Origin of the sequence: Microbacterium sp. NPDC058345 (assembly GCF_042723855.1) — a bacterium.
In the GTDB taxonomy this organism is placed as follows: domain Bacteria; phylum Actinomycetota; class Actinomycetes; order Actinomycetales; family Microbacteriaceae; genus Microbacterium.
The window spans coordinates 119,631-140,571 of record NZ_JBHXIG010000002.1 but is presented as its reverse complement, the minus strand read 5'-3'; the positions used below and the strand labels follow the sequence as shown (position 1 = coordinate 140,571).

The 20,941-nt window shown below is 69.8% G+C and carries 24 protein-coding genes, 1 tRNA gene, 1 other RNA gene and 1 pseudogene; 14 read left to right on the top strand and 13 right to left on the bottom strand.

Features of this window, described 5'->3' with window-relative positions; translation table 11 throughout:
• The 5 genes from ACFWH5_RS08260 to ACFWH5_RS08240 form a co-directional block, all read right to left on the bottom strand.
• Entirely contained in the window at positions 1-1,806 is a 1,806-nt protein-coding gene (locus tag ACFWH5_RS08260) for an acetolactate synthase large subunit (RefSeq protein WP_378833873.1), read from the bottom strand.
• Positions 1,807-1,867: 61 nt separating this feature from the next.
• Positions 1,868-3,601 carry a dihydroxy-acid dehydratase gene (ilvD, locus tag ACFWH5_RS08255; protein ID WP_378833871.1) on the bottom strand — a complete coding sequence of 578 codons (1,734 nt, stop codon included), beginning with the start codon at positions 3,599-3,601 and terminating at the stop codon, positions 1,868-1,870.
• A 9-nt stretch (positions 3,602-3,610) separates the two neighbouring features.
• Positions 3,611-4,426, bottom strand: coding sequence for a trehalose-phosphatase (otsB, locus tag ACFWH5_RS08250; protein WP_378833869.1), 816 nt, complete (start codon positions 4,424-4,426; stop codon positions 3,611-3,613).
• 39 nt (positions 4,427-4,465) lie between these two features.
• On the bottom strand, positions 4,466-5,878 hold the full coding sequence (locus tag ACFWH5_RS08245) for a trehalose-6-phosphate synthase (RefSeq protein WP_378833868.1): 1,413 nt from the start codon (positions 5,876-5,878) through the stop codon (positions 4,466-4,468).
• Between the two features lie 104 nt (positions 5,879-5,982).
• Complete coding sequence (locus tag ACFWH5_RS08240; protein ID WP_378833866.1) at positions 5,983-7,209, bottom strand: MFS transporter; 1,227 nt, start codon at positions 7,207-7,209, stop codon at positions 5,983-5,985.
• Positions 7,210-7,348: 139 nt separating this feature from the next.
• On the opposite strand from ACFWH5_RS08240, the gene ACFWH5_RS08235 reads away from it, so the two are divergent.
• Positions 7,349-7,627, top strand: a complete 279-nt coding sequence (locus ACFWH5_RS08235; protein ID WP_378833863.1) for a hypothetical protein — start codon at positions 7,349-7,351, stop codon at positions 7,625-7,627.
• Between the two features lie 36 nt (positions 7,628-7,663).
• Here ACFWH5_RS08235 and ACFWH5_RS08230 read toward each other — a convergent pair whose 3' ends face one another.
• The 3 genes from ACFWH5_RS08230 to ACFWH5_RS08220 are packed head-to-tail and all read right to left on the bottom strand — an operon-like array spanning position 7,664 to position 10,270.
• Complete coding sequence (locus ACFWH5_RS08230) at positions 7,664-8,842, bottom strand: acetyl-CoA C-acetyltransferase (RefSeq protein WP_378833861.1); 1,179 nt, start codon at positions 8,840-8,842, stop codon at positions 7,664-7,666.
• Positions 8,839-9,492: a CoA transferase subunit B gene (locus ACFWH5_RS08225; protein ID WP_378833858.1), complete on the bottom strand. Its 654-nt coding sequence runs from the start codon at positions 9,490-9,492 to the stop codon at positions 8,839-8,841. The genes ACFWH5_RS08230 and ACFWH5_RS08225 overlap by 4 nt, the downstream gene beginning before the upstream one ends.
• Position 9,493: 1 nt before the next feature.
• Entirely contained in the window at positions 9,494-10,270 is a 777-nt protein-coding gene (locus ACFWH5_RS08220; protein WP_378833857.1) for a CoA transferase subunit A, read from the bottom strand.
• 113 nt (positions 10,271-10,383) lie between these two features.
• Here ACFWH5_RS08220 and ACFWH5_RS08215 point away from each other — a divergent pair, with 113 nt between their 5' ends.
• Genes ACFWH5_RS08215 through ACFWH5_RS08200 form a run of 4 tightly spaced genes read left to right on the top strand, consistent with a single transcriptional unit; the run spans position 10,384 to position 13,395 of the window.
• Positions 10,384-11,169, top strand: coding sequence for an IclR family transcriptional regulator (locus ACFWH5_RS08215; protein ID WP_378834786.1), 786 nt, complete (start codon positions 10,384-10,386; stop codon positions 11,167-11,169).
• A 53-nt stretch (positions 11,170-11,222) separates the two neighbouring features.
• Entirely contained in the window at positions 11,223-11,660 is a 438-nt protein-coding gene (locus ACFWH5_RS08210) for a MarR family winged helix-turn-helix transcriptional regulator (protein ID WP_378833855.1), read from the top strand.
• The gene (locus ACFWH5_RS08205) at positions 11,657-12,883 is read left to right on the top strand and encodes an MFS transporter (RefSeq protein WP_378833853.1); all 1,227 of its coding nucleotides are present in this window, start codon (positions 11,657-11,659) and stop codon (positions 12,881-12,883) included. The genes ACFWH5_RS08210 and ACFWH5_RS08205 overlap by 4 nt, the downstream gene beginning before the upstream one ends.
• 29 nt (positions 12,884-12,912) lie before the next feature.
• Positions 12,913-13,395 carry a YbaK/EbsC family protein gene (locus ACFWH5_RS08200; RefSeq protein ID WP_378833851.1) on the top strand — a complete coding sequence of 161 codons (483 nt, stop codon included), beginning with the start codon at positions 12,913-12,915 and terminating at the stop codon, positions 13,393-13,395.
• 3 nt (positions 13,396-13,398) lie between these two features.
• Here ACFWH5_RS08200 and ACFWH5_RS08195 read toward each other — a convergent pair whose 3' ends face one another.
• Both ACFWH5_RS08195 and ACFWH5_RS08190 read right to left on the bottom strand, forming a co-directional pair.
• Complete coding sequence (locus ACFWH5_RS08195) at positions 13,399-13,869, bottom strand: hypothetical protein (RefSeq protein WP_378833849.1); 471 nt, start codon at positions 13,867-13,869, stop codon at positions 13,399-13,401.
• 75 nt (positions 13,870-13,944) lie between these two features.
• Positions 13,945-14,271, bottom strand: coding sequence for a hypothetical protein (locus ACFWH5_RS08190; RefSeq protein WP_378833847.1), 327 nt, complete (start codon positions 14,269-14,271; stop codon positions 13,945-13,947).
• A 103-nt stretch (positions 14,272-14,374) separates the two neighbouring features.
• On the opposite strand from ACFWH5_RS08190, the gene ACFWH5_RS08185 reads away from it, so the two are divergent.
• Positions 14,375-14,641, top strand: coding sequence for a hypothetical protein (locus ACFWH5_RS08185; protein ID WP_378833846.1), 267 nt, complete (start codon positions 14,375-14,377; stop codon positions 14,639-14,641).
• Between the two features lie 53 nt (positions 14,642-14,694).
• Positions 14,695-15,810, top strand: a complete 1,116-nt coding sequence (locus ACFWH5_RS08180; RefSeq protein ID WP_378833844.1) for an LOG family protein — start codon at positions 14,695-14,697, stop codon at positions 15,808-15,810.
• Between the two features lie 85 nt (positions 15,811-15,895).
• On the opposite strand, the gene ACFWH5_RS08175 is transcribed toward ACFWH5_RS08180, so the two are convergent.
• Positions 15,896-15,968: transfer RNA gene (locus ACFWH5_RS08175), tRNA-Lys, on the bottom strand.
• Positions 15,969-16,095: 127 nt separating this feature from the next.
• On the opposite strand from ACFWH5_RS08175, the gene ACFWH5_RS08170 reads away from it, so the two are divergent.
• Both ACFWH5_RS08170 and ACFWH5_RS08165 read left to right on the top strand, forming a co-directional pair.
• On the top strand, positions 16,096-16,914 hold the full coding sequence (locus ACFWH5_RS08170; RefSeq protein WP_378833841.1) for an inositol monophosphatase family protein: 819 nt from the start codon (positions 16,096-16,098) through the stop codon (positions 16,912-16,914).
• Positions 16,915-16,937: 23 nt separating this feature from the next.
• Positions 16,938-17,513: a hypothetical protein gene (locus ACFWH5_RS08165; RefSeq protein ID WP_378833839.1), complete on the top strand. Its 576-nt coding sequence runs from the start codon at positions 16,938-16,940 to the stop codon at positions 17,511-17,513.
• A 41-nt stretch (positions 17,514-17,554) separates the two neighbouring features.
• Here the strand turns inward: ACFWH5_RS08165 and ACFWH5_RS08160 are convergent, their stop codons facing one another.
• Positions 17,555-17,752, bottom strand: a complete 198-nt coding sequence (locus ACFWH5_RS08160) for a hypothetical protein (protein ID WP_378833836.1) — start codon at positions 17,750-17,752, stop codon at positions 17,555-17,557.
• A gap of 101 nt (positions 17,753-17,853) precedes the next feature.
• Here ACFWH5_RS08160 and ACFWH5_RS08155 point away from each other — a divergent pair, with 101 nt between their 5' ends.
• The 3 genes from ACFWH5_RS08155 (at position 17,854) to ACFWH5_RS08145 (ending at position 19,693) form a co-directional block, all read left to right on the top strand.
• A complete protein-coding gene (locus ACFWH5_RS08155; RefSeq protein ID WP_378833834.1) occupies positions 17,854-18,474 on the top strand; it encodes a TetR/AcrR family transcriptional regulator in 621 nt (206 codons plus the stop codon).
• Positions 18,475-18,503: 29 nt separating this feature from the next.
• The gene (locus tag ACFWH5_RS08150) at positions 18,504-19,355 is read left to right on the top strand and encodes a transposase (RefSeq protein WP_378833832.1); all 852 of its coding nucleotides are present in this window, start codon (positions 18,504-18,506) and stop codon (positions 19,353-19,355) included.
• Between the two features lie 170 nt (positions 19,356-19,525).
• Positions 19,526-19,693, top strand: coding sequence for a hypothetical protein (locus tag ACFWH5_RS08145; RefSeq protein WP_378833830.1), 168 nt, complete (start codon positions 19,526-19,528; stop codon positions 19,691-19,693).
• An 83-nt stretch (positions 19,694-19,776) separates the two neighbouring features.
• Here the strand turns inward: ACFWH5_RS08145 and ssrA are convergent.
• Positions 19,777-20,146: a transfer-messenger RNA gene (ssrA, locus tag ACFWH5_RS08140) on the bottom strand.
• A gap of 135 nt (positions 20,147-20,281) precedes the next feature.
• On the opposite strand from ssrA, the pseudogene ACFWH5_RS08135 reads away from it, so the two are divergent.
• A pseudogene (locus ACFWH5_RS08135) lies at positions 20,282-20,539 on the top strand (SIMPL domain-containing protein); the annotation flags it as partial.
• Positions 20,540-20,624: 85 nt separating this feature from the next.
• A complete protein-coding gene (locus ACFWH5_RS08130) occupies positions 20,625-20,933 on the top strand; it encodes an SIMPL domain-containing protein (protein ID WP_378833827.1) in 309 nt (102 codons plus the stop codon).
• Positions 20,934-20,941: the final 8 nt, after the last annotated feature.

The window sequence follows — 20,941 nt, the reverse complement described above, 5'->3', positions numbered from 1 at the left end:
TCAATCCTCCTGATCGAAGGCCGGCGCGTGTTCCCGCGCGTACTGGACATAGCTGTTGCTGACTCCCTGCGGCACCATCGGCCACACCATGGCGTCGGCGCTCACGACGAAGTCGATCACCACGGGGCGGTCGTTGGTCTCGAGCGCGGTCCGGATCGCCGCGTCGACGTCATCCGCGGTCTCCACGCGCAGCGCCAGGCATCCGTAGGCCTCGGCGAGCTTGACGAAGTCGGGGATGCGCACGGTGCCGTGGCCGGTGTTGAGATCGGTGTTGGAGTGACGTCCGTCGTAGAAGAGGGTCTGCCACTGTCGCACCATGCCCAGCGAGGAGTTGTTGATGATCGCGACCTTGATCGGGATGTTGTTGATGACGCAGGTGGCGAGCTCCTGGTTGGTCATCTGGAAGCATCCGTCGCCGTCGATGGCCCACACGACGCGGCCCGGCTCCGCCACTTTCGCCCCCATCGCCGCCGGCACCGAGTATCCCATCGTGCCCGCTCCCCCGGAGTTCAGCCAGGAGTTGGGTCGCTCGTACTTGATGAACTGGGCTGCCCACATCTGGTGCTGGCCGACGCCGGCGGCGTACACGGCGTCGGGGCCGGTGAGCTCGCCGATGCGCTGGATCACGTACTGCGGCGCGAGCAGGCCGTCCTCGGTGGGCGCGTAGCCGAGCGGGAACTCCGCGCGCAGGCCGTCGAGATAGGACCACCACTCCTCGGTGTCCGGTCCTCCCCCGGCGACCACGCCGCGGTAGGCGGTGTCGAGGTCGACGAGCACATCGCGCACATCGCCCACGATCGGCACGTCCGCGGTGCGGATCTTGGAGATCTCGGCCGGGTCGATGTCGACGTGCACGACCTTCGCGTTCGGGGCGAACAGCGACGCCTTGCCGGTGACTCGATCGTCGAAGCGCGCGCCCAGCGACACGATCAGATCGGCTTCCTGCAGGGCCAGGACGGCGGGGACCGTGCCGTGCATGCCCGGCATGCCGAGGTGCTGCGGGTGCGAGTCGGGGAACGCCCCTCGGGCCATCAGCGTGGTCACCACCGGGGCTCCGGTGGACTCCGCGAGTGTGCGCAGCTCGGCGGCCGCCCTGCCGCGGATGACTCCGCCGCCGACGTACAGCACTGGCTTGCGCGACTCGGCGAGCAGGTTCGCCGCCGCCTGAATTTGCTTGCCGTGCGCCTTCGTCACCGGACGATAACCCGGCAGGTCGATCTTCGGCGGCCAGACGAACGGCGCGACATCCTGCTGGGCGTCCTTGGTGATGTCCACGAGCACGGGGCCGGGGCGGCCGGTCGAGGCGATCTCGAAGGCCGCGGCGATGGCACCCGGGATGTCGGCGGCATCCTTCACCAGGAAGGAGTGCTTGGTGATCGGCATGGTGATGCCGACGATGTCGGCCTCCTGGAAGGCATCCGTCCCCATCAGGGTCGAGAAGACCTGCCCCGTGATCGCCACCAGCGGGACGGAGTCCATGTAAGCGTCGGCGATCGCGGTGACGAGGTTGGTCGCGCCCGGTCCCGAGGTCGCGATGCAGACGCCGACCCTGCCGGATGCCGCGGCATAGCCCTCGGCCGCGTGGCCGGCACCCTGCTCGTGACGCACGAGGATGTGCCGCAGGCCCGACGCGTCCAGAAGCGGGTCGTAGACGGGCATGATCGCCCCGCCCGGCAGCCCGAACACGTCGGTCACGCCGAGGTTCTCGAGCGATCGGACGACGGCCTCCGCCCCCGAGATCTCCGGAGCGGCAGCAGGTCGTGCGGGTGGCCGCGGCACGGCCGGGGCGGTGTCAGGAGGAGTCATGTCTCTTTCCTAGGTGATCAGTCGGAGTCGGAGCAGTCCGCCGGAACGGCGGAGGCCGCACTCAACCGGTTGTCGCGCCCTCTGCGGCAGAGCGCACGAGACGGGAGTACTTGGCCAGGACGCCACGGGTATAGCGCGGAGGAAGGGGCTCCCAGCCGGAGCGGCGGGAACTCAGCTCTGCCTCCTCGACGAGTAGCTCGAGGGAGCGAGCCGCGATATCGACCCGTATCAGATCACCATCGCGCACGAAGGCGATGGGACCAGCGTCCACCGCTTCGGGTGCTATGTGGCCGATGCACAGGCCGGTTGTGCCGCCTGAGAATCGTCCGTCCGTCAAGAGTAGTACATCTTTTCCGAGCCCCGCGCCCTTGATGGCGCCGGTGATGGCGAGCATCTCACGCATGCCCGGCCCGCCCTTCGGGCCCTCGTAGCGGATGACGACCACGTCGCCGGCGTTGATCTCGCCCGCGGCCAGCGCGTCCATCGCGGCGCGCTCGCGCTCGAACACCCGCGCGGGGCCCTCGAAGACGTCGGCGTCGAAGCCGGCCGACTTCACGACGGCGCCTTCGGGTGCCATCGACCCGTGCAGGATCGTGATGCCGCCCGAGGCGTGGATCGGGTTGTCGAAGGTGTGGATGACCTCGCCGTCGATCGGGTCCGGGTTCAGCTCGCGCAGGTTCTCGGCGACGGTCTTGCCCGTGACGGTCAGCGCGTCGCCGTGGATGAGGCCCTCGTCCAGCATCGCCTTCATGATCACCGGGATGCCGCCGTGGCGGTCGACGTCGTTCATCACGTACTTGCCGAAGGGCTTCATGTCGGCGATGTGCGGCGTCTTGTCGCCGATGCGGTTGAAGTCGTGCAGGCTCAGCTCGATCTGCGCCTCGCGCGCGATCGCGAGCAAGTGGAGGACGACGTTGGTCGAGCCGCCCAGCGCCATCGCCAGGGCGATCGCGTTCTCGAACGACTCCTTGGTGAGGATGTCCTTCGTGGTGATGCCCTGACGGAGCAGGTTCACCACGGCCTCGCCCGACCGATGCGCGTAGTAGTCGCGACGGCGGTCGGCCGAGGGCGGCGCGGCGGAACCCGGCAGGCTGAGACCGAGCGCCTCGGCCACCGACGCCATCGTGTTCGCGGTGTACATGCCGCCGCAGGCGCCCTCGCCCGGCGCGAACGCGCACTCGATGCGCTTGAGGTCCTCCTCCGACATCCGGCCCGCACGACAGGCACCGACGCCCTCGAAGGAGTCGATGATCGTGATGTCCTTCTCGGTGCCGTCCGACAGCTTCACCCAGCCCGGAGCGATCGATCCGGCGTACAGGAACACGCTCGACAGCCCCAGCCGGGCGCTGGCCATGAGCATGCCGGGGATGGACTTGTCGCAACCGGCGAGCAGCACGGTGCCGTCGAGCCGCTCGGCCATGATCACGGTCTCGACCGAGTCGGCGATGACCTCGCGCGAGACGAGGGAGAAGTGCATGCCCTCGTGCCCCATGGAGATGCCGTCGGACACCGAGATGGTGCCGAACTGCAGCGGGTAGCCGCCGCCCGAGTGCACGCCTTCCTTGGCACCCTGGGCGAGGCGGTCAAGGCTCAGGTTGCAGGGCGTGATCTCGTTCCAGCTCGAGGCGATGCCGATCTGCGGCTTGTCCCAGTCGGCGTCGCCCATCCCGACGGCGCGGAGCATGCCGCGGGAGGTGGTCGCCTCGATCCCGTCGGTGACGACGCGGCTGCGGGGCTTGATGTCGATGTCAGCGGAGGCGCCGGGCGCGCCGGTGGGAGCTTCGTGAGAGGACATGACGGAAGTCTATTCCCGCCGCGACGCCCGTTCCGTCGCGATGACGCCCAAGAGCTGCGCGATCTGCTGTGGGGAATCCACACGCAGGGCGGCCGCGGTCTCACCCGGTCCGACGCGCACGCCGAGATCCCCGGGGCGGAGTGCGCGGAGGGCATCCTCATCGGTGACGTCGTCCCCCGCGAAGAGGATGGCGGCCGCGTCGTACTTCTCCCGCAGCCGCGTGATGGCGACGTCCTTCCCCTCGTGGCGGGACGAGTACTCCAGGATCCGGTCGCCGGTGCGGCGTCGCCAGTGTGCCGCACGCTGAGCCATCACCTCATCGACGGCCGAGAACGCGCGCTGCTCCACCACGGGATCGGCCCGGCGGCCATGGATGCCGAGCCCGAGGGTCTTGCGCTCCAACCGCATCCCGGGAAAGTCGCCGAGCAGCGTCTCGATCTCGTCGGAGAGCGCCTCGCGCAGCTCGTCCGCGTCGACGTCCGCTGTCGTGTCCGCGGCACCCGCGACATCGACCTCGCCCTCCCCGGGGAACCAGTACTGGGCACCGTGCGAGCCGGCCAGCGCGACCGGCGAGCCGTCGTGATGCTCGGTGATCTCGCGCAGGTGCACGAGGCTGCGCCCCGAGACGAAGGCCACCGTGGTCTCCGGCAGCGCGGCGAGCGCGGCCAGTGCGTCCGCCACCTCGGGCACCGCTCGCGCGGCCATCGGGTCGCCGACGAGCTCGGAGGCGGTGCCGTCGAAGTCGAGCGCGATCACCAGGGGCGATGTGCGCGCGAGCGCGAGGACGGTCTCATCGGGCTCTTCGGGGTTCCAGCGTCGTGTCACGTGCTCTCCTCGGTCGTGGACGGATGCGGGCGAGGCCGCTCAGCCGCGCTCGGCGCGGTCGCGCCGCGCGGTCTCCAGCGCGTGCAGGAACGAGCTCGACCAGGCGTTGACGTCGTTCTCGAGCACGCGCTTGCGCAGCGACCGCATCCGCTTGCCCTGCTCGGCCGGCGCCATCTCGATGGCGGTGATGATCGCATCCTTGAGACCCTCGATGTCGTGCGGATTGACCCGCACCGCCTGCCGCAGTTCGTCTGCCGCGCCGGTGAACTCGCTGAGCACGAGCACGCCGCGGTTGTCCGCCCGGGTCGCGACGTACTCCTTCGCGACGAGGTTCATGCCGTCGCGCAGCGCGGTGACGAGCATCACGTCCGCCGCGAGGTACAGCGCGACCATCTCCTCGCGCGGGAATCCCTGGTGCAGGTAGCGGATGGCCGAGTGGCCCATCGTGTCGTAGTCGCCGTTGATCCGGCCGACGGCGAGCTCGATCTCGTCCCGCAGCTGCACGTACGCGTCCACGCGCTCCCGGCTGGGGCTGGCGACCTGCACGAAGGTGACGTCCTTCACCGAGACGCGACCCTGATCGAGCAGCTCGCCGAAGGCCTTGATGCGGTGGCCGATGCCCTTGGTGTAGTCGAGGCGGTCGACGCCCAGCAGGATCTTCCTGGGATTGCCGAGACCCTCGCGGATCTCAGCCGCACGCGCCCTGATGTCCGGCCGCTGGGCGAGTTCCCGGTAGGGGGCGGTGTCGATCGAGATCGGGAACGCCCTGACGACCGTCCTGCGCCCCTCGGGAAGCGACACCGACGAGGACTTGACCTCGAAACCAAGGCGACGGCGCACCGCCGCGAGGAAGTTGGCGCTGTCCTGAGCCCGCTGAAAGCCGATGACGTCGGCTCCGAGCAGCCCGCGCAGCACCTGGTCACGCCACGGCAGCTGCGCGTACAGGCTGTGCGCGGGGAACGGGATGTGGTGGAAGTATCCGATCGTGATGTCGGGGCGCAGCGCGCGCACCATCTCGGGGACCAGCTGCAGCTGATAGTCGTGCACCCAGACGGTCCCTCCCGGAGCGACGGCGTCGGCGGCCGCCTCCGCGAAGCGGCGATTGACGCTCATGTACGCCTCCCACCACTCCCGGTGGTAGGCGGGCGGCGCGATGACATCGTGGTACAGCGGCCAGATCGTGTCGTTCGAGAATCCCTCGTAGTACTCGGCGACCTCCTGCTCGCTGAGCGGCACGGGCACGAGGCGGATGCCGACCGCTTCGAAGGGCGCCAGCTCCAGGTCGGCCTGCCCTGCCCAGCCGACCCACGCTCCGTTCACGGAGCGCATCATCGGCTCCAGGGCGGCGACCAGCCCCCCGGGTGACGTGCGCCAGGTCTCCTCGCCGTCTGCGGTCACCACCCGGTCGACGGGCAGGCGGTTGGCGACGACGACGAACTCGGCGGCGGTCATGGAACTCCTCTTGCTCGGTCCCTTCAGGCTACCGACCGCACGCCCTTCGGGTCTCGGGCTTGTGCGCCGACGGTCAGCAGTGGCAGGGGCGGCGCGCCGGACGCTCAGCGGGGCGGATGCGGGGTGAGCACCCAGTTGCCGATTCCCGCCCCCACGACGACGACCGAGGCGGCCAGCGGAGCCAGCAGCGCCGGCCCGGTGCCGACGTTCTCGGCCAGGTCGCCGGCGACAGCCGCGGCCAGCGACTGACCGACGACCACACCGGAGCCCAGCATCGTCATCACCGTCGCCGACCGACCGAGCGGGCTGCGCGAGGCACCGAGGCTGTACAGCGACACGAGCGTCGGACCGACGCCGATGCCGAGCAGCGCCAGCGCCGTGGTCATGCCCGCGACCGTCGACGCGTTCGCGAACAGCAGGGAGCCGGCGAGCAGGATGCCGCCGAACGCGAGCCAGCGCGCGCGCAGACTGAATCGCGGCGGGAGCCAGGCGACGCCGAGCGCCAGAATCGCGGATCCGATGCCCATCACTCCGTACAGCAGGCCGGCCTGCTCAGACGCACCGCGATCGGCCATGAACGCGGTCAGCGACGTGAGCGCGGCACCGAAGAACAGCCCGACGCCGGTGATGCCGAGCACGACGACCAGCAGCGCGGGACGGAACAGCTCCGACGCCGCGGACGGCGTGGCGCCCGATTCATCGCGCGACGCGGACACGTGCCGGCCCGTCGGGTGCAGGGCGAAGGCGCCGACGAAGAGCAGGGTGAGGGCGGCGGCGAGCGCGATCGGCGCCCAGGGGGCGATCAGCGAGGCGAGGATGCCGACCAGAAACGGGCCGAAGACGAACACGGTCTCGTCGGCGGCGGACTCGTACGACATGGTCGCCGAGGTGGTGCGCGCGTGCCGGACGGCGGGCATCCGGTCGTCGATGATCGTGACGAGGCGCGATCGTGACATCGGAGAGACCTGCGGTGCCGTCGCCCCGATCGCGAACGCCGACAGCAGCACGAGCGCATCGGCGGCGGGGCTGTACACGACGACGGCGAACAGCGCCAGCATCACCGCGTTGAGCACGGCCGAGAGGGTCAGCACCGGGCGCTGTCCGAAGCGGTCGGCGGCCGCTCCGAGGAACGGGCCGAGCAGCGCGGTGCCGAGGCCGACGGCCGCGGAGGTGAGACCGCCGAGCGAGAGCGAATCGCGGGCGGAGACCACGACGGTCAGCACGCCGACGACCATCATCGCGAACGGCAGGCGCGCGACGAACGCGATGACGAAGTAGGGCAGGCCCGCCAGGCGCAGCAGGCTCGGCGAGGAGAAGGATGTCTGTGTCATGGCTCTCGCGCGCTCGACTCGGGAGACGCGGGGTCGGGTGCCGCCGCTGTCCGCCGGGGAGCCGACGGCCGGTAGATACACAGCTGTACGTCTGTCAACCCTACCCGACCCATCCGGATGGCCCGGGTAGCGTGGGGGGATGCGCTACATCCTTCGCACCGGACTCTTCAGCGCCGTCAGCACGGGCTTCGCCCTGCTGCGCGGTACACGGGGCAAGCCGTTCACGTGGCGAGCCGCGCTGGGCTGGCTCAGCTGGGCGATCACCTTCGCCCTCGCGATCGGCGCGGTGAAGGATCTGCGCCGGCAGGAGCGCGGGCTGCCGGTCTCGGCGGATTCGCCGTTCGCCCCCAAGCTCGACAAGCGCGAGATGCGGGAGAAGCGGCGCGACGAGGTCAACAGGATCGCCGACGAGCGATGATGCGGGGCGCCGCGTGCGCCGGCACCCCGCATCCGCTCAGCGGGTGAGGATGAGCGCCTCGCCCTGACCGCCTCCTCCGCAGAGTGCCGCGACGGCCGTGCCGGAGCCGCGCCGGGCGAGCTCGTGTGCGAGGTGCACGACGAGTCGCGCTCCGGACGCGCCGATCGGATGCCCGATGGCGATGCCGCCGCCGTGGATGTTCACGATGTCGGTCGAGAGCCCGAGCTCCTGCTGGGTGCGCGCGACGACGGCGCCGAAGGCCTCGTTGATCTCGACGAGATCGAGCTGATCCCCCTCGATGCCCTGCTTCTCCAGGGCCCGTTCGATGGCCCGTGCGGGCTGCGCCTGCAGGGAGTTGTCAGGGCCCGCGGTCTGTCCGCTCGCGCCGATCACGGCGAGGACCGGCCAGCCCTCGGCCTGCGCCTTCTTGCGCGTGGTGACGACCACGGCCGAGGCGCCGTCGGAGATCTGCGATGAGTTTCCCGCGGTGATCGTGCCGCCTTCGGCGAACGCGGGGCGCAGTCCGGCGAGCGTCTGCACGGTGGTGTCGGGTCGCACCCCCTCGTCCCTGGTGAGCACGATCGGGTCGCCCTTGCGCTGGGGGACGGTCACCGGGACGATCTCGGCATCGAAGATCCCGTCGCGCTGACCGGCCGAGGCACGCTGGTGCGAGCGCGCGGCGACCTCATCCTGCCGTTCGCGGGTCATCTCGTACCGCGGGTTGTGCCGTTCGGTCGAGGCGCCCATGCTCTCGCGGTCGTACGCGTCGGTGAGGCCGTCGTAGGCCATGTGATCGAGCACCTCGACGGTGCCGTAGGTCCAGCCGTCGCGCGAGCCCATCAGCAGGTGCGGCGCCCTGGTCATCGACTCCATGCCGCCGGCGACGACCGTGGTGGCGTCGCCGCTGCGGATCATTCGCGCGGCGTCGATGATCGCGGTCAGTCCCGAGAGGCAGACCTTGTTGACCGAGCTCGCCGGCACGTCCCATCCGATGCCGGCGCCGATCGCGGCCTGGCGCGCGGCGTTCTGGCCGGATCCCGCCGCCAGCACCTGGCCCATGATGACGGCGTCGATCTCGGCGGGATCGATCCCGGCCTGCTCGAGGGCGCCGCGGATCGCGAATCCGCCGAGCTGCGGGGCGGTGAACGGCGCCAGCTGCCCCTTCAGCCGGCCCTGCGGCGTGCGTGCCGCTGCCACGATGACGATGTCGCTCATGCGTCCTCCTTCAGTGCGTCCGAGACGATCAGCTCGGGTTCGGTGGCGGCGATGATGTCCTCGACGCTGACACCGGGTGCGGTCTCGACGAGTACCAGACCGTCCGCCGTGACGTCGATCACGGCCAGGTCGGTGATGATCCGATCGACCACGCGCTTGCCGGTGAGCGGAAGCGAGCACTCGTCGACGATCTTCGCCGAGCCGTCCTTCGCGACGTGCTCCATGAGCACGATGACCCGTCCCGCGCCGTGCACGAGGTCCATGGCGCCGCCCGGGCCCTTGACCATCTTGCCGGGGATCATCCAGTTCGCGAGGTCGCCGGCCGCCGACACCTGCATGGCGCCGAGGATGGCCGCGTCGATCTTGCCGCCGCGGATCATCCCGAAGCTCGTCGCCGAATCGAAGTAGGCGGCTCCCGGCAGGACGGTCACCGTCTCCTTGCCCGCGTTGATGAGGTCGGGATCGACGTGTTCCTCACTCGGGTACGGGCCGACGCCCAGGATGCCGTTCTCGGACTGCAGCACCACGGTGACGCCGTCCGGAACATGGTTGGGCACGAGCGTGGGCAGTCCGATACCGAGATTGACGTAGGAGCCGTCCGCCAGCTCCCGAGCCGCCCGTGCGGCCATCTGATCGCGGGTGAGCGCCATGTCAGGCTCCTTCCTGGGTGCGCACGGTGCGTCGTTCGATGCGCTTCTCGATGTCATCGCCGACCTCGACGATCCGGTGCACGTACACACCGGGAAGGTGCACCCGATCGGGGTCGATCTCACCCGGTTCGACGAGCTTCTCCACCTGCACGATGCAGACGCGACCGGCCATGGCGGCGAGCGGGTTGAAGTTGCGGGCGGCCTTGTTGAAGACGAGATTGCCGTGCCGGTCGCCGATCGCGGCGTGCACGAGTGCGTAGTCGGTGGTGATCGACTCCTCGAGCACGAACTCGCGCTGCTCACCCCTGAGGTCGAAGGAGCGCACCTCCTTCACCGGAGAGCCGACGGCGACCGTTCCGTCCGCGTGGTACCGGCGCGGGAGTCCCCCCTCGGCGACCTGCGTGCCGACGCCGGTCTGCGTGAAGAACGCCGCGATCCCGGCGCCTCCGGCGCGCAGCTTCTCGGCAAGCGTGCCCTGCGGTGTGAGCTCGAGCTCGAGGTCGCCCTCGAGGAACTGCCGCTCGAACTCCTTGTTCTCACCCACGTACGACGACGTCATCTTGCGGATACGCCGCGAGCCCAGCAGGATGCCGAGTCCCCAGTCGTCGACTCCGCAGTTGTTGCTCACGACGCTGAGGTCGCCGGTCCCCCTGGCATGCAGCGCTTCGATCAAGGCCATCGGGTTCCCGGAAAGACCGAATCCGCCGACGGCGAGCGATGCGCCGTCCGGGATGTCGGCGACGGCCTCCGCGGCCGAGGTCCACGTCTTGTCGATCACACGCCACTCCTTCGTGTCAGGGTTCCTCCAGCATCCGCCCCGGCGGCCCGCTCCGGCAAGCGTGCGCTTGCGATGTGGGCGCGGCGACGAGTAGCGTCCACATCGTGGGATCGATGCCGAATCGCGGACGCTCCGTCCCGGGCGCGCAGGCCGTGGCCCGCGCGGCGTCGCTGCTTCGGCTGGTGACGGCGCACGGCGAGGGTGTGCCGCTGCAGAGACTGGCGCGCGACGCCGGGCTGAGCCGCTCGACGGCGCACCGGCTGCTCACGGCGCTTCGCGCGGAGGGGCTCGTCGACCAGGAGGACGCGAGCGCGCTGTGGATGCCGGGTCCCGAGCTCTATCTGATGGGCACCGTGGCGGCGGCGCGCTACGACGTGACCGAGCTGGCGCGTGACATCGTGCGCTCCCTCGCAGTGAAGACCGAGGAGAGCGCGTTCTTCTCGGTGCGCCGCGCTGACGAGACCGTGTGCCTGCTCCGAGAGGAGGGCTCGTTCCCGATCCGTTCGTTCGTGCTCAGCGAGGGCGTGCGGTTCCCCCTCGGCGTGGCGAGCGCCGGCCTGGCGATCCTCTCCTTCCAGCCCGACCACGATGTGGATGCGTATCTCGAGCGGCATCCGGAGCTGCCCGAACGCTGGGGCCCGGCGCACGAGGAGGCACGGCTGCGCGCGCGGCTGCGCGAGACCCGGGAGCGGGGCTACGCGGTGAATCCCGGGCTCATCGTCAACGGCTCCTGGGGCATGGGCGCCGCCGTGTTCGACCGCGACGGGCGGCCGGAATGGGCACTCAGCCTCACCGGAGTCGAATTCCGGTTCGGCCCCGACCGCCTGCCGCAGCTGGGCCGCACCCTGCTCGCGCACGCTCACCAGCTCTCGTCTCGCATCGCGGGCGCCCGACGCTGAGCACCCTCGGTATCGCCTGCACTTTCCATACCACCTGATATATACTGGATGGTATGGAAAGGGTGGATGTGATCCCGGCGATCGTGCTCTCGTCGCACGCACTGGCACGGATCGCGGCGCAGGAGGCGGGAAACGACGCCCCGTCCGCGCAGTGGCGCGTGCTGTCGATCCTCGAACAGCGCGACGGCATGCGCCTCGGCGCCCTCGCCCGCGCCTCCCGCACGACGCAGCCCGGCATGACCCGGCTCGTCGGCGATCTGGAGCGCAGCGGCCTGGTCACCCGAGGTCCGGATGCGTCCGACTCCCGCGCCATCAGGGTGACCCTCACCGACATCGGAAGGCGCACGCTGCACGCGTGGCGCGCCGAGTTCCGCGACACCCTGGCGCCGCTGTTCGCCGATCTCGACGACAGTCAGTGGGACGCACTCCGCTCCGCGGCGGAGATCCTCGCCGCGCACACGCGCGAAGAATCGACAGGAGAGAACGCATGAGCACAACGCCGACGGGGTCGGTCTGGAAGCAGCCGGCGCAGGTCTGGGCGGTCGCCTTCGCGTGCGTCGTCGCCTTCATGGGAATCGGGCTGGTCGACCCGATCCTGCCGGCCATCGCCGAGTCGCTGCAGGCGTCGCCCTTCGAGACGGAGCTGCTCTTCACCAGCTACCTGCTCGTCACCGGTCTGGCGATGCTGGTGACCAGCTGGATCTCCAGCCGCATCGGCGCGAAAGCCACGCTGCTGGTCGGGCTCGGTCTGATCGTCGTGTTCTCCCTGTTGTGCGCCCTCAGCGGCAGCGTCGACGCGGTGATCGGCTTCCGGGCCGGATGGGGCCTCGGCAACGCCCTGTTCATCTCCACCGCCCTCGCCACGATCGTCGGTGCGGCATCCGGCGGAAGCGGTGCGGCCATCGTGCTGTACGAGGCCGCGCTGGGTCTGGGGATCGCGGTCGGCCCGCTGCTGGGCGGGCTGCTCGGCGAACTCAGCTGGCGCGGGCCGTTCTTCGGTGTCGTCGCGCTCATGGCGATCGGCTTCATCGCCGTGCTCACCCTGGTGCGTCGCGGTGACGAGCGGCGCACGCCGATGCCGTTCAGCGCGCCGTTCCGCGCACTGCGGCGCCCGGCCCTGGCGGTGCTGGCCGTCGCCGCACTGTTCTACAACATCGGGTTCTTCGTGCTGCTGGCGTTCTCGCCGTTCCCGCTCGGGTTCGGCGCGATGGGCATCGGATTCACGTTCTTCGGCTGGGGCGTGGCGCTTGCGATCACCAGTGTCTGGGTCGCCCCGCTGCTGATGCGCCGCATGTCCCGCACAGCGATCATCCTCACCACACTGCCCCTGCTCGCCGTCGACCTCGTGATGGCCGGCCTCGTCAGCGGGAACCCGCCGGCGCTCGTGGCGTGCATCATCGTGGGCGGCCTGCTGCTCGGCATCATGAACACCGTGCTCACCGAGGCCGTCATGGAGGCCACCGACCTTCCCCGCTCGGTCGCGTCGTCGGCATACTCCGCGGTGCGATTCCTGGGCGGCGCGATGGCACCGCCCGCGGCGGCAGCGCTCGCGCACGCCTTCAGCGACACGGTGCCGTACCTGTTCGCCGCCGGTTCCGTTCTCATCGCCGCCGCGACGGTGCTGCTGGGGCGCCGCGTTCTCGCGCACATCGACGACGAGGGCGAAGGTCCGGCCGAGGATGCGGCCGCTATCCTCGTCGGTGACGCCGCCTGAGCGGCATCCGACCGAAGGAGTCGCAGCGCATGAATACCGCCGAGCCCCTCCCCGCGCGGAGCCGGATCGTCCACGAGCACCTCGCGGCGGCGGGCGTCGACACGTCCGTCGTGGTGCTGCCCGATTCTGCGCGCACCGCGGCGGAGGCGGCGCAAGCGGTCGGTTGCCCGGTGGGCGCGATCGCGAACAGCCTGGTGCTGGTCGCCGACTCCACACCGATTCTGGTGATGACCAGCGGTGCGCATCGCGTCGACTTCGCCGTGCTCGCGCACGCCGTCGGCGCCGAGTCCGTCACCATGGCACCCGCCGCTCTGGTGCGCGAGGTGACGGGTCAGGCGATCGGCGGCGTCGCACCGGTGGGCCACCCGCAGCGCCTGCCCACGTACCTGGACGAGGACCTGCGCGGGTTCGAGCGGATCTGGTCGGCCGGCGGGACGCCGCACACCGTGATGCCGCTGACCTTCGCGCAGCTGGAGACGCTCACCGGCGGCGTCACCGTCCGGGTCGCCTGAACCTCACTCCACCATCAGGTCGTCGATCTCGAGATCCTCGTCGAGCAGGCAGTAGATGGTGAGGTCCGGATACTCCTGCTGGGCCACGTAGAGCAGGGTCATCCCGCCGTCCCCGAAGACCACGACGCCGTCGAGCACGAGGTCCTCCCGCAGCGTCTTCAGCTCTGCGTCGAGATCGACGTCGTCATCGTCCTCGAAAGCCGCATCCGTCAGCTCCTCGGCCACCTCGCGCTCGCGGGCCACGAGCACATCCTCGGTGAGCCGCGCGAGCGCATGCCGCACGGTCTCCTGCATGGTGTCCATGTCCGGCAGGTCCTCGGGGTCGAGATCGTCGTCATCGACGTCGATGTCGTCGTCGCGCTCGAAGTCCTCGTCGAACTCGTACTCCACCGTCACGCGGCGGCCACCCGGAAGCTCGACGGTGGCGGTGAGCGCCCCGTCCTCGTCGGTATCGATGTCGTCGAGTTCGATCATGGGATCCTCCTCCTTCGCCATGATGTCACCGCGCAGCGCGGGACGGAAGGGCCCGCAGCACTCGGGCACTTCCGGTCAGGTGCGCGCAGGGTCACCCGGATCGACGACGAGGGCGCTGTCGAGCAGCAGCTCGCCCGTGGCGTTCAAGTGCTCCATGAGAAGATGGATCCGGCGGGGGTCGACGCGCTGCTCGTCATCCGTGTCGAATCCGAACTGCAGCGGGATGGCCGGATGGATCCAGGCCGTCCTGCGCCGGTTCACGGCGTCATGGACGGGTCGCCAGGTCATCATGAAGCTCTCCTGACGTCGGAGCTTGGTCGAGATGACGATCTTCAGGTGAACGAGGGTGGCGTCATCGATGACGATCTCGTCGCCAGAGCTGTCGTACTTCAGTCTGCCCATACCGAAGCGTAACCCCGTGGTGGCCGATTGCCACCGATGACAGCTCAGCTCGCGCACCGCAACCCCCATCCACGCTCGCCGGACGAGCGGCTATCGTGCCCGCATGGACGATCACACGACGGGGCGGACGTTGATCACGATCGGCGGTGAGGGCTATGTGCTCGCGGACGGGGAGGACGTGAACGGGCTGAAGCGCCGGATCGAGACGGCCGTGAGCGCCGGAGGGCGATTCGTCGACTTCGCGGCGGAGGGCCGTCAGATGAGCGTGCTTGTCACGACCAGCAGTGAGATCGCCATGACGAAGGTGAGTGCCACCCGACCGCTCGATGTGGGATTCGATCCTCCCGGTGCCGACCTCCCCGACTACTGAGAGCCCGCGTCGCGGCACGTGCTCTCACCGTCCGCTCGTCTAGGGTCGACGGCATGAGAAGAACGCGCGGCCGCGTCGTCGACGTCGACACCCTCGAGGACTTCGACCGGCGCCTCGCGCAGGGCGCGCGCTCGCTGCGCGGATGGCGGATGCGGTCGATCGACCTCACCGACCGCGGTGCCGAGCTTCGCACCGTGGATGTCGCCGCGGCGCTGTTCCTCGGATGCGACCTGCTCCCCCGGGATGAGGTCTCGATCCGGACACGGGGCGCGGTGGTGTTCCCGTCGGTGCCGGACGCGCCCATCGACACCTATCGCACCGCGCTGTACTCGCCGTACGAGCTCTACGGGTCCGGCACATACTCCCAGAGCCTCGACGCCCGCGTGTACGCGTGGTCGCAACGCGAGACCACGCGCGACGCCATGCTGGCGCAGGCGCTGCACGACCACAGCATCGGCATCGCGCTGGGGACCTGGATGCAGCACAGGCGTCTGGTCGGCGTCATGGGCGGCCACAAGGCGGTGCGCGGGACGCCGGCGTACGCTCAGGGTGCCGAGCTGGGCCGGCTGCTCTCCCGCACGCACACGGTGGCCACCGGCGGTGGCCCCGGAGCGATGGAGGCGGCGAATCTGGGCGGCTATCTCGCCCGGTACGATGCCGAGGCGCTGACCGAGGCCGTCGAGACGCTGGCCAGGGTGCCGAGTTTCGTGCCGGACATCGGCGCGTGGGCGGACGCCGCGTTCCGTGTGCGCGACGCGTTCCCCGACGGTGCGGAGACGCTCGGCATCCCGACCTGGCACTACGGCCACGAACCGCCCAACGTCTTCGCGAGCGCGGTCGCGAAGTACTTCCAGAACGCCCAGCGCGAGGCGATCCTGCTCGAGATCTGCCAGGGCGGCATCGTGTTCCTCCCCGGGGCGGGCGGGACCGTGCAGGAGATCTTCCAGGACGCCTGCGAGAACTTCTACGCCGACGCGTCGTCGGTCGCGCCCATGGTGCTCATCGGCCGGCGCTACTGGACAGAGGACTATCCGGCATGGCCCCTGCTGCGTGCGCTGGCCAGAGGACGTCCCATGGAGGCTCACGTGCACCTCGTCGACTCGGTGCAGGAGGCCGCGGCCGTCGTGGCGGCGCTGAGCGACGGATCGGGTGAGCCACCGGCGGGGTGAGCGGCCGGACCTGTCTCGACCACTCGCCGAGGAGCCGGACGCGAAAAAGCCCCGGAATCCGGCGAGAGATTCCGAGGCTGATCCGTGCACCCCCAGGGACTTGAACCCTGAACCCACTGATTAAGAGTCAGTTGCTCTGCCGATTGAGCTAGAGGTGCGTGGTCCGGGATGTTGCCCGACCGAGGAATTACGTTACCAGGATGGCGGGGTCGCGACAAATCCGGGCGGCCCGTCGGGCGCGTTGCCGTCGGCGATCTCCCCGCATCCGGCGGCTATCCTGATGACGTGACCACCGCCCCCTCCCCTACAGCCCTGGATGCCGACCTCCAGACGGATCTGGCCCTCGCCCTGCGCCTCGCCGACGCCGCCGACGCGCAGACGCTGCCGCGTTTCGAAGCGGCGGATCTCGAGATCTCCACCAAGGCCGACCGTTCCCACGTCACCGACGCCGACCTGGCGGCTGAGAAGGCGATCCGGTCACTGCTCTCCGCGGAGCGCCCGGCCGACGGGATCTTCGGCGAGGAGTTCGGCGCCGAGGGCGACGCGCACCGCCAGTGGATCGTCGACCCGATCGACGGCACCGCGAACTTCCTGCGCGGCGTACCGCTGTGGGGCACGATGATCGCGCTGGCGATCGACGGAGCGCCCCGGCTCGGCGTCGTCAGCATGCCCGCGCTCGGCCGGCGCTGGTGGGGTGCGGCCGGACTCGGCGCGTGGACCACGAGCGCCGATGGCGACCGGCGCCTCAGCGTGTCGACCGTCGACGCGATCGAAGACGCGAGTGTCAGCTTCCAGAGCATCACGCAGTGGGCCGATGCCGGCAGGCTGCCCGAACTGCTCGCGGTGGCGGAGCGGGCATGGCGCGATCGCGCGTACGGCGACGTCTACAGCTACATGCTCCTCGCAGAGGGGCGTATCGACATGGTCGCGGAGTTCGACGTCAAGGAATACGACATCGCCGCCGCCGTGCCGATCGTGCGTGAAGCCGGCGGCAGAATGACCGCCTTCGACGGCACCGAATCGATCTCCGACCGTTCGGCGCTCGCCACCAACGGCGTGCTGCATGAGCCGATCCTCTCCCTGCTGCGCGACGCGCGGCGCTGACCACCTTCACAGAATCCCCGCCGATGAGAACTCCTGTCCCCCTTGCCTTCGGCGCGCTGCTCGCCGTCGTCGCGCTCACCGCGTGCAGCGCCTCCGCTCCGTCCGACGCCGCCGGCACTCCGAAGCCGAAGCCGACGGCATCCGAGACGCCGGCACCGGCCGGCACGACCGAACCGGTGAATCAACCCACCCCGACGCCGTCCGCAGAACCGGCCTGCGACACGGTCATCACCGAGGGCACCGTCGAAGCGCTCACGTCCCAGGGGTGGACCGCCAAGCAGGAGGAGTTCCGTATCGGCGAGACCGTTCTGGACGGCGGTCTGGTGTGCCTGTGGTCCGATTACAGCACGGCCTCGGATCACGGGCAGATGTACGGATGGGCGCCGCTCGACGTCGCGTCCGCGGACGCCGCCCAGCGCACTCTGCAGTCGGAGGGCTGGCTGCGCTCGGCGGAGGGCGACAGCGTGTACCTCACCGAGGATCCGGAGCATGCGATCGCCACGGATGACGAGGGTTTCGGAATGACCTACGAGTTCGGCGACGGCTGGGTGAAGGTGTCCGACACCAAGCAGGGTCTGCTTCTCATCGACTGGATGTAGCGAACCGTCGACGGTCCGCGGCCGCGGCACGCGGCCAGAGGTCAGCCCTGTCGGCGGTTCCAGGAATCGGTGCGACGCGTCGCAGATCCCGCCTGACGCATGACCCAGGCGAGCGCGAGGCTCACCGCGAGGATTCCGGCGGTGAAGACGACGCCCTGCGCGGCCGGGAGTCCGGGCGCGATGCCGAGCAGGAAGATACCTCCGACGAAGAGGATGATGAACACGATGAAGTCGACCACGTCGAATCCTTCCAGGCTGTGAGTGCCCCTCCAGCTTAGCCCTGTCCGCCGCGCCCGACGGATCGTCCGTATGGGGCGCAGGCCGCACTAGGTTGGATCCCATGGCGGAGGGCGAAGCGACCACGGACCGGCCGGCGATCATCACGCGTCGTGGGCGGCCGGGACACGACCGCGACACGGTCATCCGCGCGAGCGTCGCGCTGTTCAACGAGCAGGGCTATGACGCGACCTCCGTCTCGGATCTCACCCGCCGGCTCGGCGTGACGAAATCGGCGCTGTACCACCACGTCGCGTCCAAGGAGCAGATCCTCGAAGTCGCGCTGGAGGATGCGCTGGGCGGCCTGGAGCACGCGCTGGATGCCGCTCTGCGCAGCCCGACCGCCGCCGAGCGGCTCAGCAGCATCATCCGGGGCGCCGTGCAGGTGCTCACCGAACGCCAGCCGCAGGTGACGCTGCTGCTGCGGCTGCGTGGCAACAGCCCCATCGAGCTGGCCGCCCTGGACCGGCGCCGGCGGTTCGACCACCGGGTCACCCAGCTGGTGCGCGATGCGCAGTCCGAGGGTCTGGTGCGCGCCGATCTCGACGCCGGCGTGGCGACCCGCCTCGTGTTCGGCATGATCAACTCCGTCGTCGAGTGGTATCGCCCGGAGGGCGCCGTCGATCCCGCTCTCCTCGCGGACGAGGTGCTGGCTGTCGCCTTCGACGGGTTGCGCCCGCGCTGATTCCGCGCTCTGCGCGTAGGCTTCAGGCCATGTCCGATCGCTTCCTCCCCGAGATCGCCGCGGAGCTGTACGCGATGCCTCCTGCGGAGTTCATCGCGGGGCGCAACGAGCGGGCGAAGGCGGTCGAAGACCCCGCGCTCGGCCGTGATGTCCGCGCGCTCCGGAAGCCCTCGGTGGCGGCCTGGATCGTCAACGTCTTCGCCCGCGAGCGGACCGAGCGCCTCTCCGAGGCTCTGCAGCTCGCCGACGAGCTGCGCGAGGCGCAGGCCGACCTGGATGCACCGACTCTCGCTCAGCTGGGACGCCAGCGGCGTGCGCTGACGAATCGCCTCGCCGACGAGGCCGCGGCCCTCGCGACCGCCCGCGGCGGACGGGTCACGGATGCCACCCGTGAGGCCGTGCGTCAGACGATCACCGCGGCGTTCTTCGATCCGCGAGCGGCGGAGGCGGTCGCCTCGGGCCGCCTGGTGCGCGAACTCGAGCCCTCAGGCGACCCCGCGTTCGATCCGGGCAGCGCCGTCGCGGGCGGCACGCCCGAGCGGCGCGACACGCCGCAGCCGCCTGCCGATGAACTGCGCGCACGACGCGAGCGGCGGGACGCCGAGCGCGCACTGCACGACGCGGAGCAGGAGCTGACCCGTGCTCAGCGGGCGCAGACATCGGTCGTTCGTGAACGCCGGGAAGCCGCCGGCCGCGCAGACGGACTCACCGACCGGATCGGCGAGTTGGAGGCCGAGCTGGAGCGTGTCCGCGCGCGGGCGGAGGCCGCTCGCGCAGAGGTCGACGACCTCGACGCACGGATGGTGGGCATCGAAGAGGACCTCCGCGCTGCGGAGAAGGCGGTGACCGTCGCCACGTCGAAGCTTCGAGATCTCGGTTGACGGCTCCCGGCCGGGGGCATCGGGCTCTCACCCGTGCACGGATCGAAGGGCCTCTCCGCGGGCCTGACGCGGCGTCCGGATTCTCTCGCCACCGCAGTCGGGTGTCAACGGCGGTGACGGATGCGCCGAGCCGCACCAGGCTGTGAGGCCGACCGAAGGATGGAGACGACATGAGTGGACCCGTGCATCCGGAGAATGCGTTCTCGCAGAGCGACCCCAATCCGGAAGGGGAGGACGTGGACCCCGACTTCCTCACGGACGACCTTTCCGAGCAGAGCGTCGACGCCGAGCGCGATGATGTCGAGACGGAGGACCAGGATCTCAACGACCTGGCGTGAACGCCGCTGCCCGCGGGCATGACGAAACCCCGCGTTCCCTCACTTTCGCGAGGGAACGCGGGGTCGTCCTCTGTGACAGCGGTTGGTGGAGCTGGGGGGAATCGAACCCCCGTCCGACGCTGCTCATCCACGTCTTCTCCGGGCGCAGTCTGTGAAAGCGTTCTGCTCGGCTCCGACCTTTGTCACAGACACCTAAGTCGACGAGCCCAGCCTGGGAAGAGTCCCACGTGACGTCCAGACGCCGTCACGCAGCAAGATCCCTAGATGACGCCAGGGTCCGTATCGGGATCACATACGGTCTGACGGACTATCGGGCTCGCTTATGCAGCGAGGGCGAAGTCGTTGCGCTTTGCATCGGCAACTATTTTTTCGCAGGGGGCGTTCACGAGATAACCCTGCATCCTCGGCCCGCTTCTCGTCGATACACAGACGCCGTCGAAACCGATCAGCCCCGTGGACCTTCTCGCGAAGGAGCCGCTGTCACACTGTGGAATTACCAACGGATGCTGACGCACCCGAGCATCACAGGTTACAACGTAATCCGGCCAGACGCCATTCCCCGCCGGCTCGAACACTAGAGTCGCTGTCATGAGCGACGTCATCATCACCGTGCGCGGCGAGCATGAACTGCGGGTCGCGCCGGAGCGCGCGACCGTCACCCTGACCGTGAGCGTCGACGGCCCCGACCGTGATGCGGTGGTGTCCGGTGCCCTGGCGCTCGCCGCCCCGGTGCGGGAGAGCATCGTGTCCCGACACGGCGGCGGCATCTCCGAGTGGGCGAGCCGCAGTCTCGATGTGCGTGCCGAACGCCCGTGGAACAGCGACGGCAGGCAGCTCGATCCCGTCTACCGCGCCGCCGTCGCGTTCACGGCCACTTTCGCGGACATCTCCGACATGTCGCTGTGGGTCACGGATCTCCGCCTGGGACGGTGTGCAGATCAGCGGCACCGACTGGCACCTCACTGCGCAGACCGAAGCGGCCGTCGAACGCGAGGTCGCCACGCAGGCGGTGGGCGTCGCCGTCGCGCGCGCGAGGGCCTACGCCGAAGCGCTCGATCTGCACGAGGTGACGCCGTTGGAGATCGCGGACCGCGGTCTGATCTCGACGCCCGCCTCGCCGGTGCAGGCGAAGGCGATGCGCACCGCGGCGTTCGACATGGTGGGGTCGGCCCCGATGGAGTTCGAGGGCGAGGACATCGTCGTTTCGGCCACGGTGGAAGCCCGCTTCCGCGCACGCTGACGCCGCGG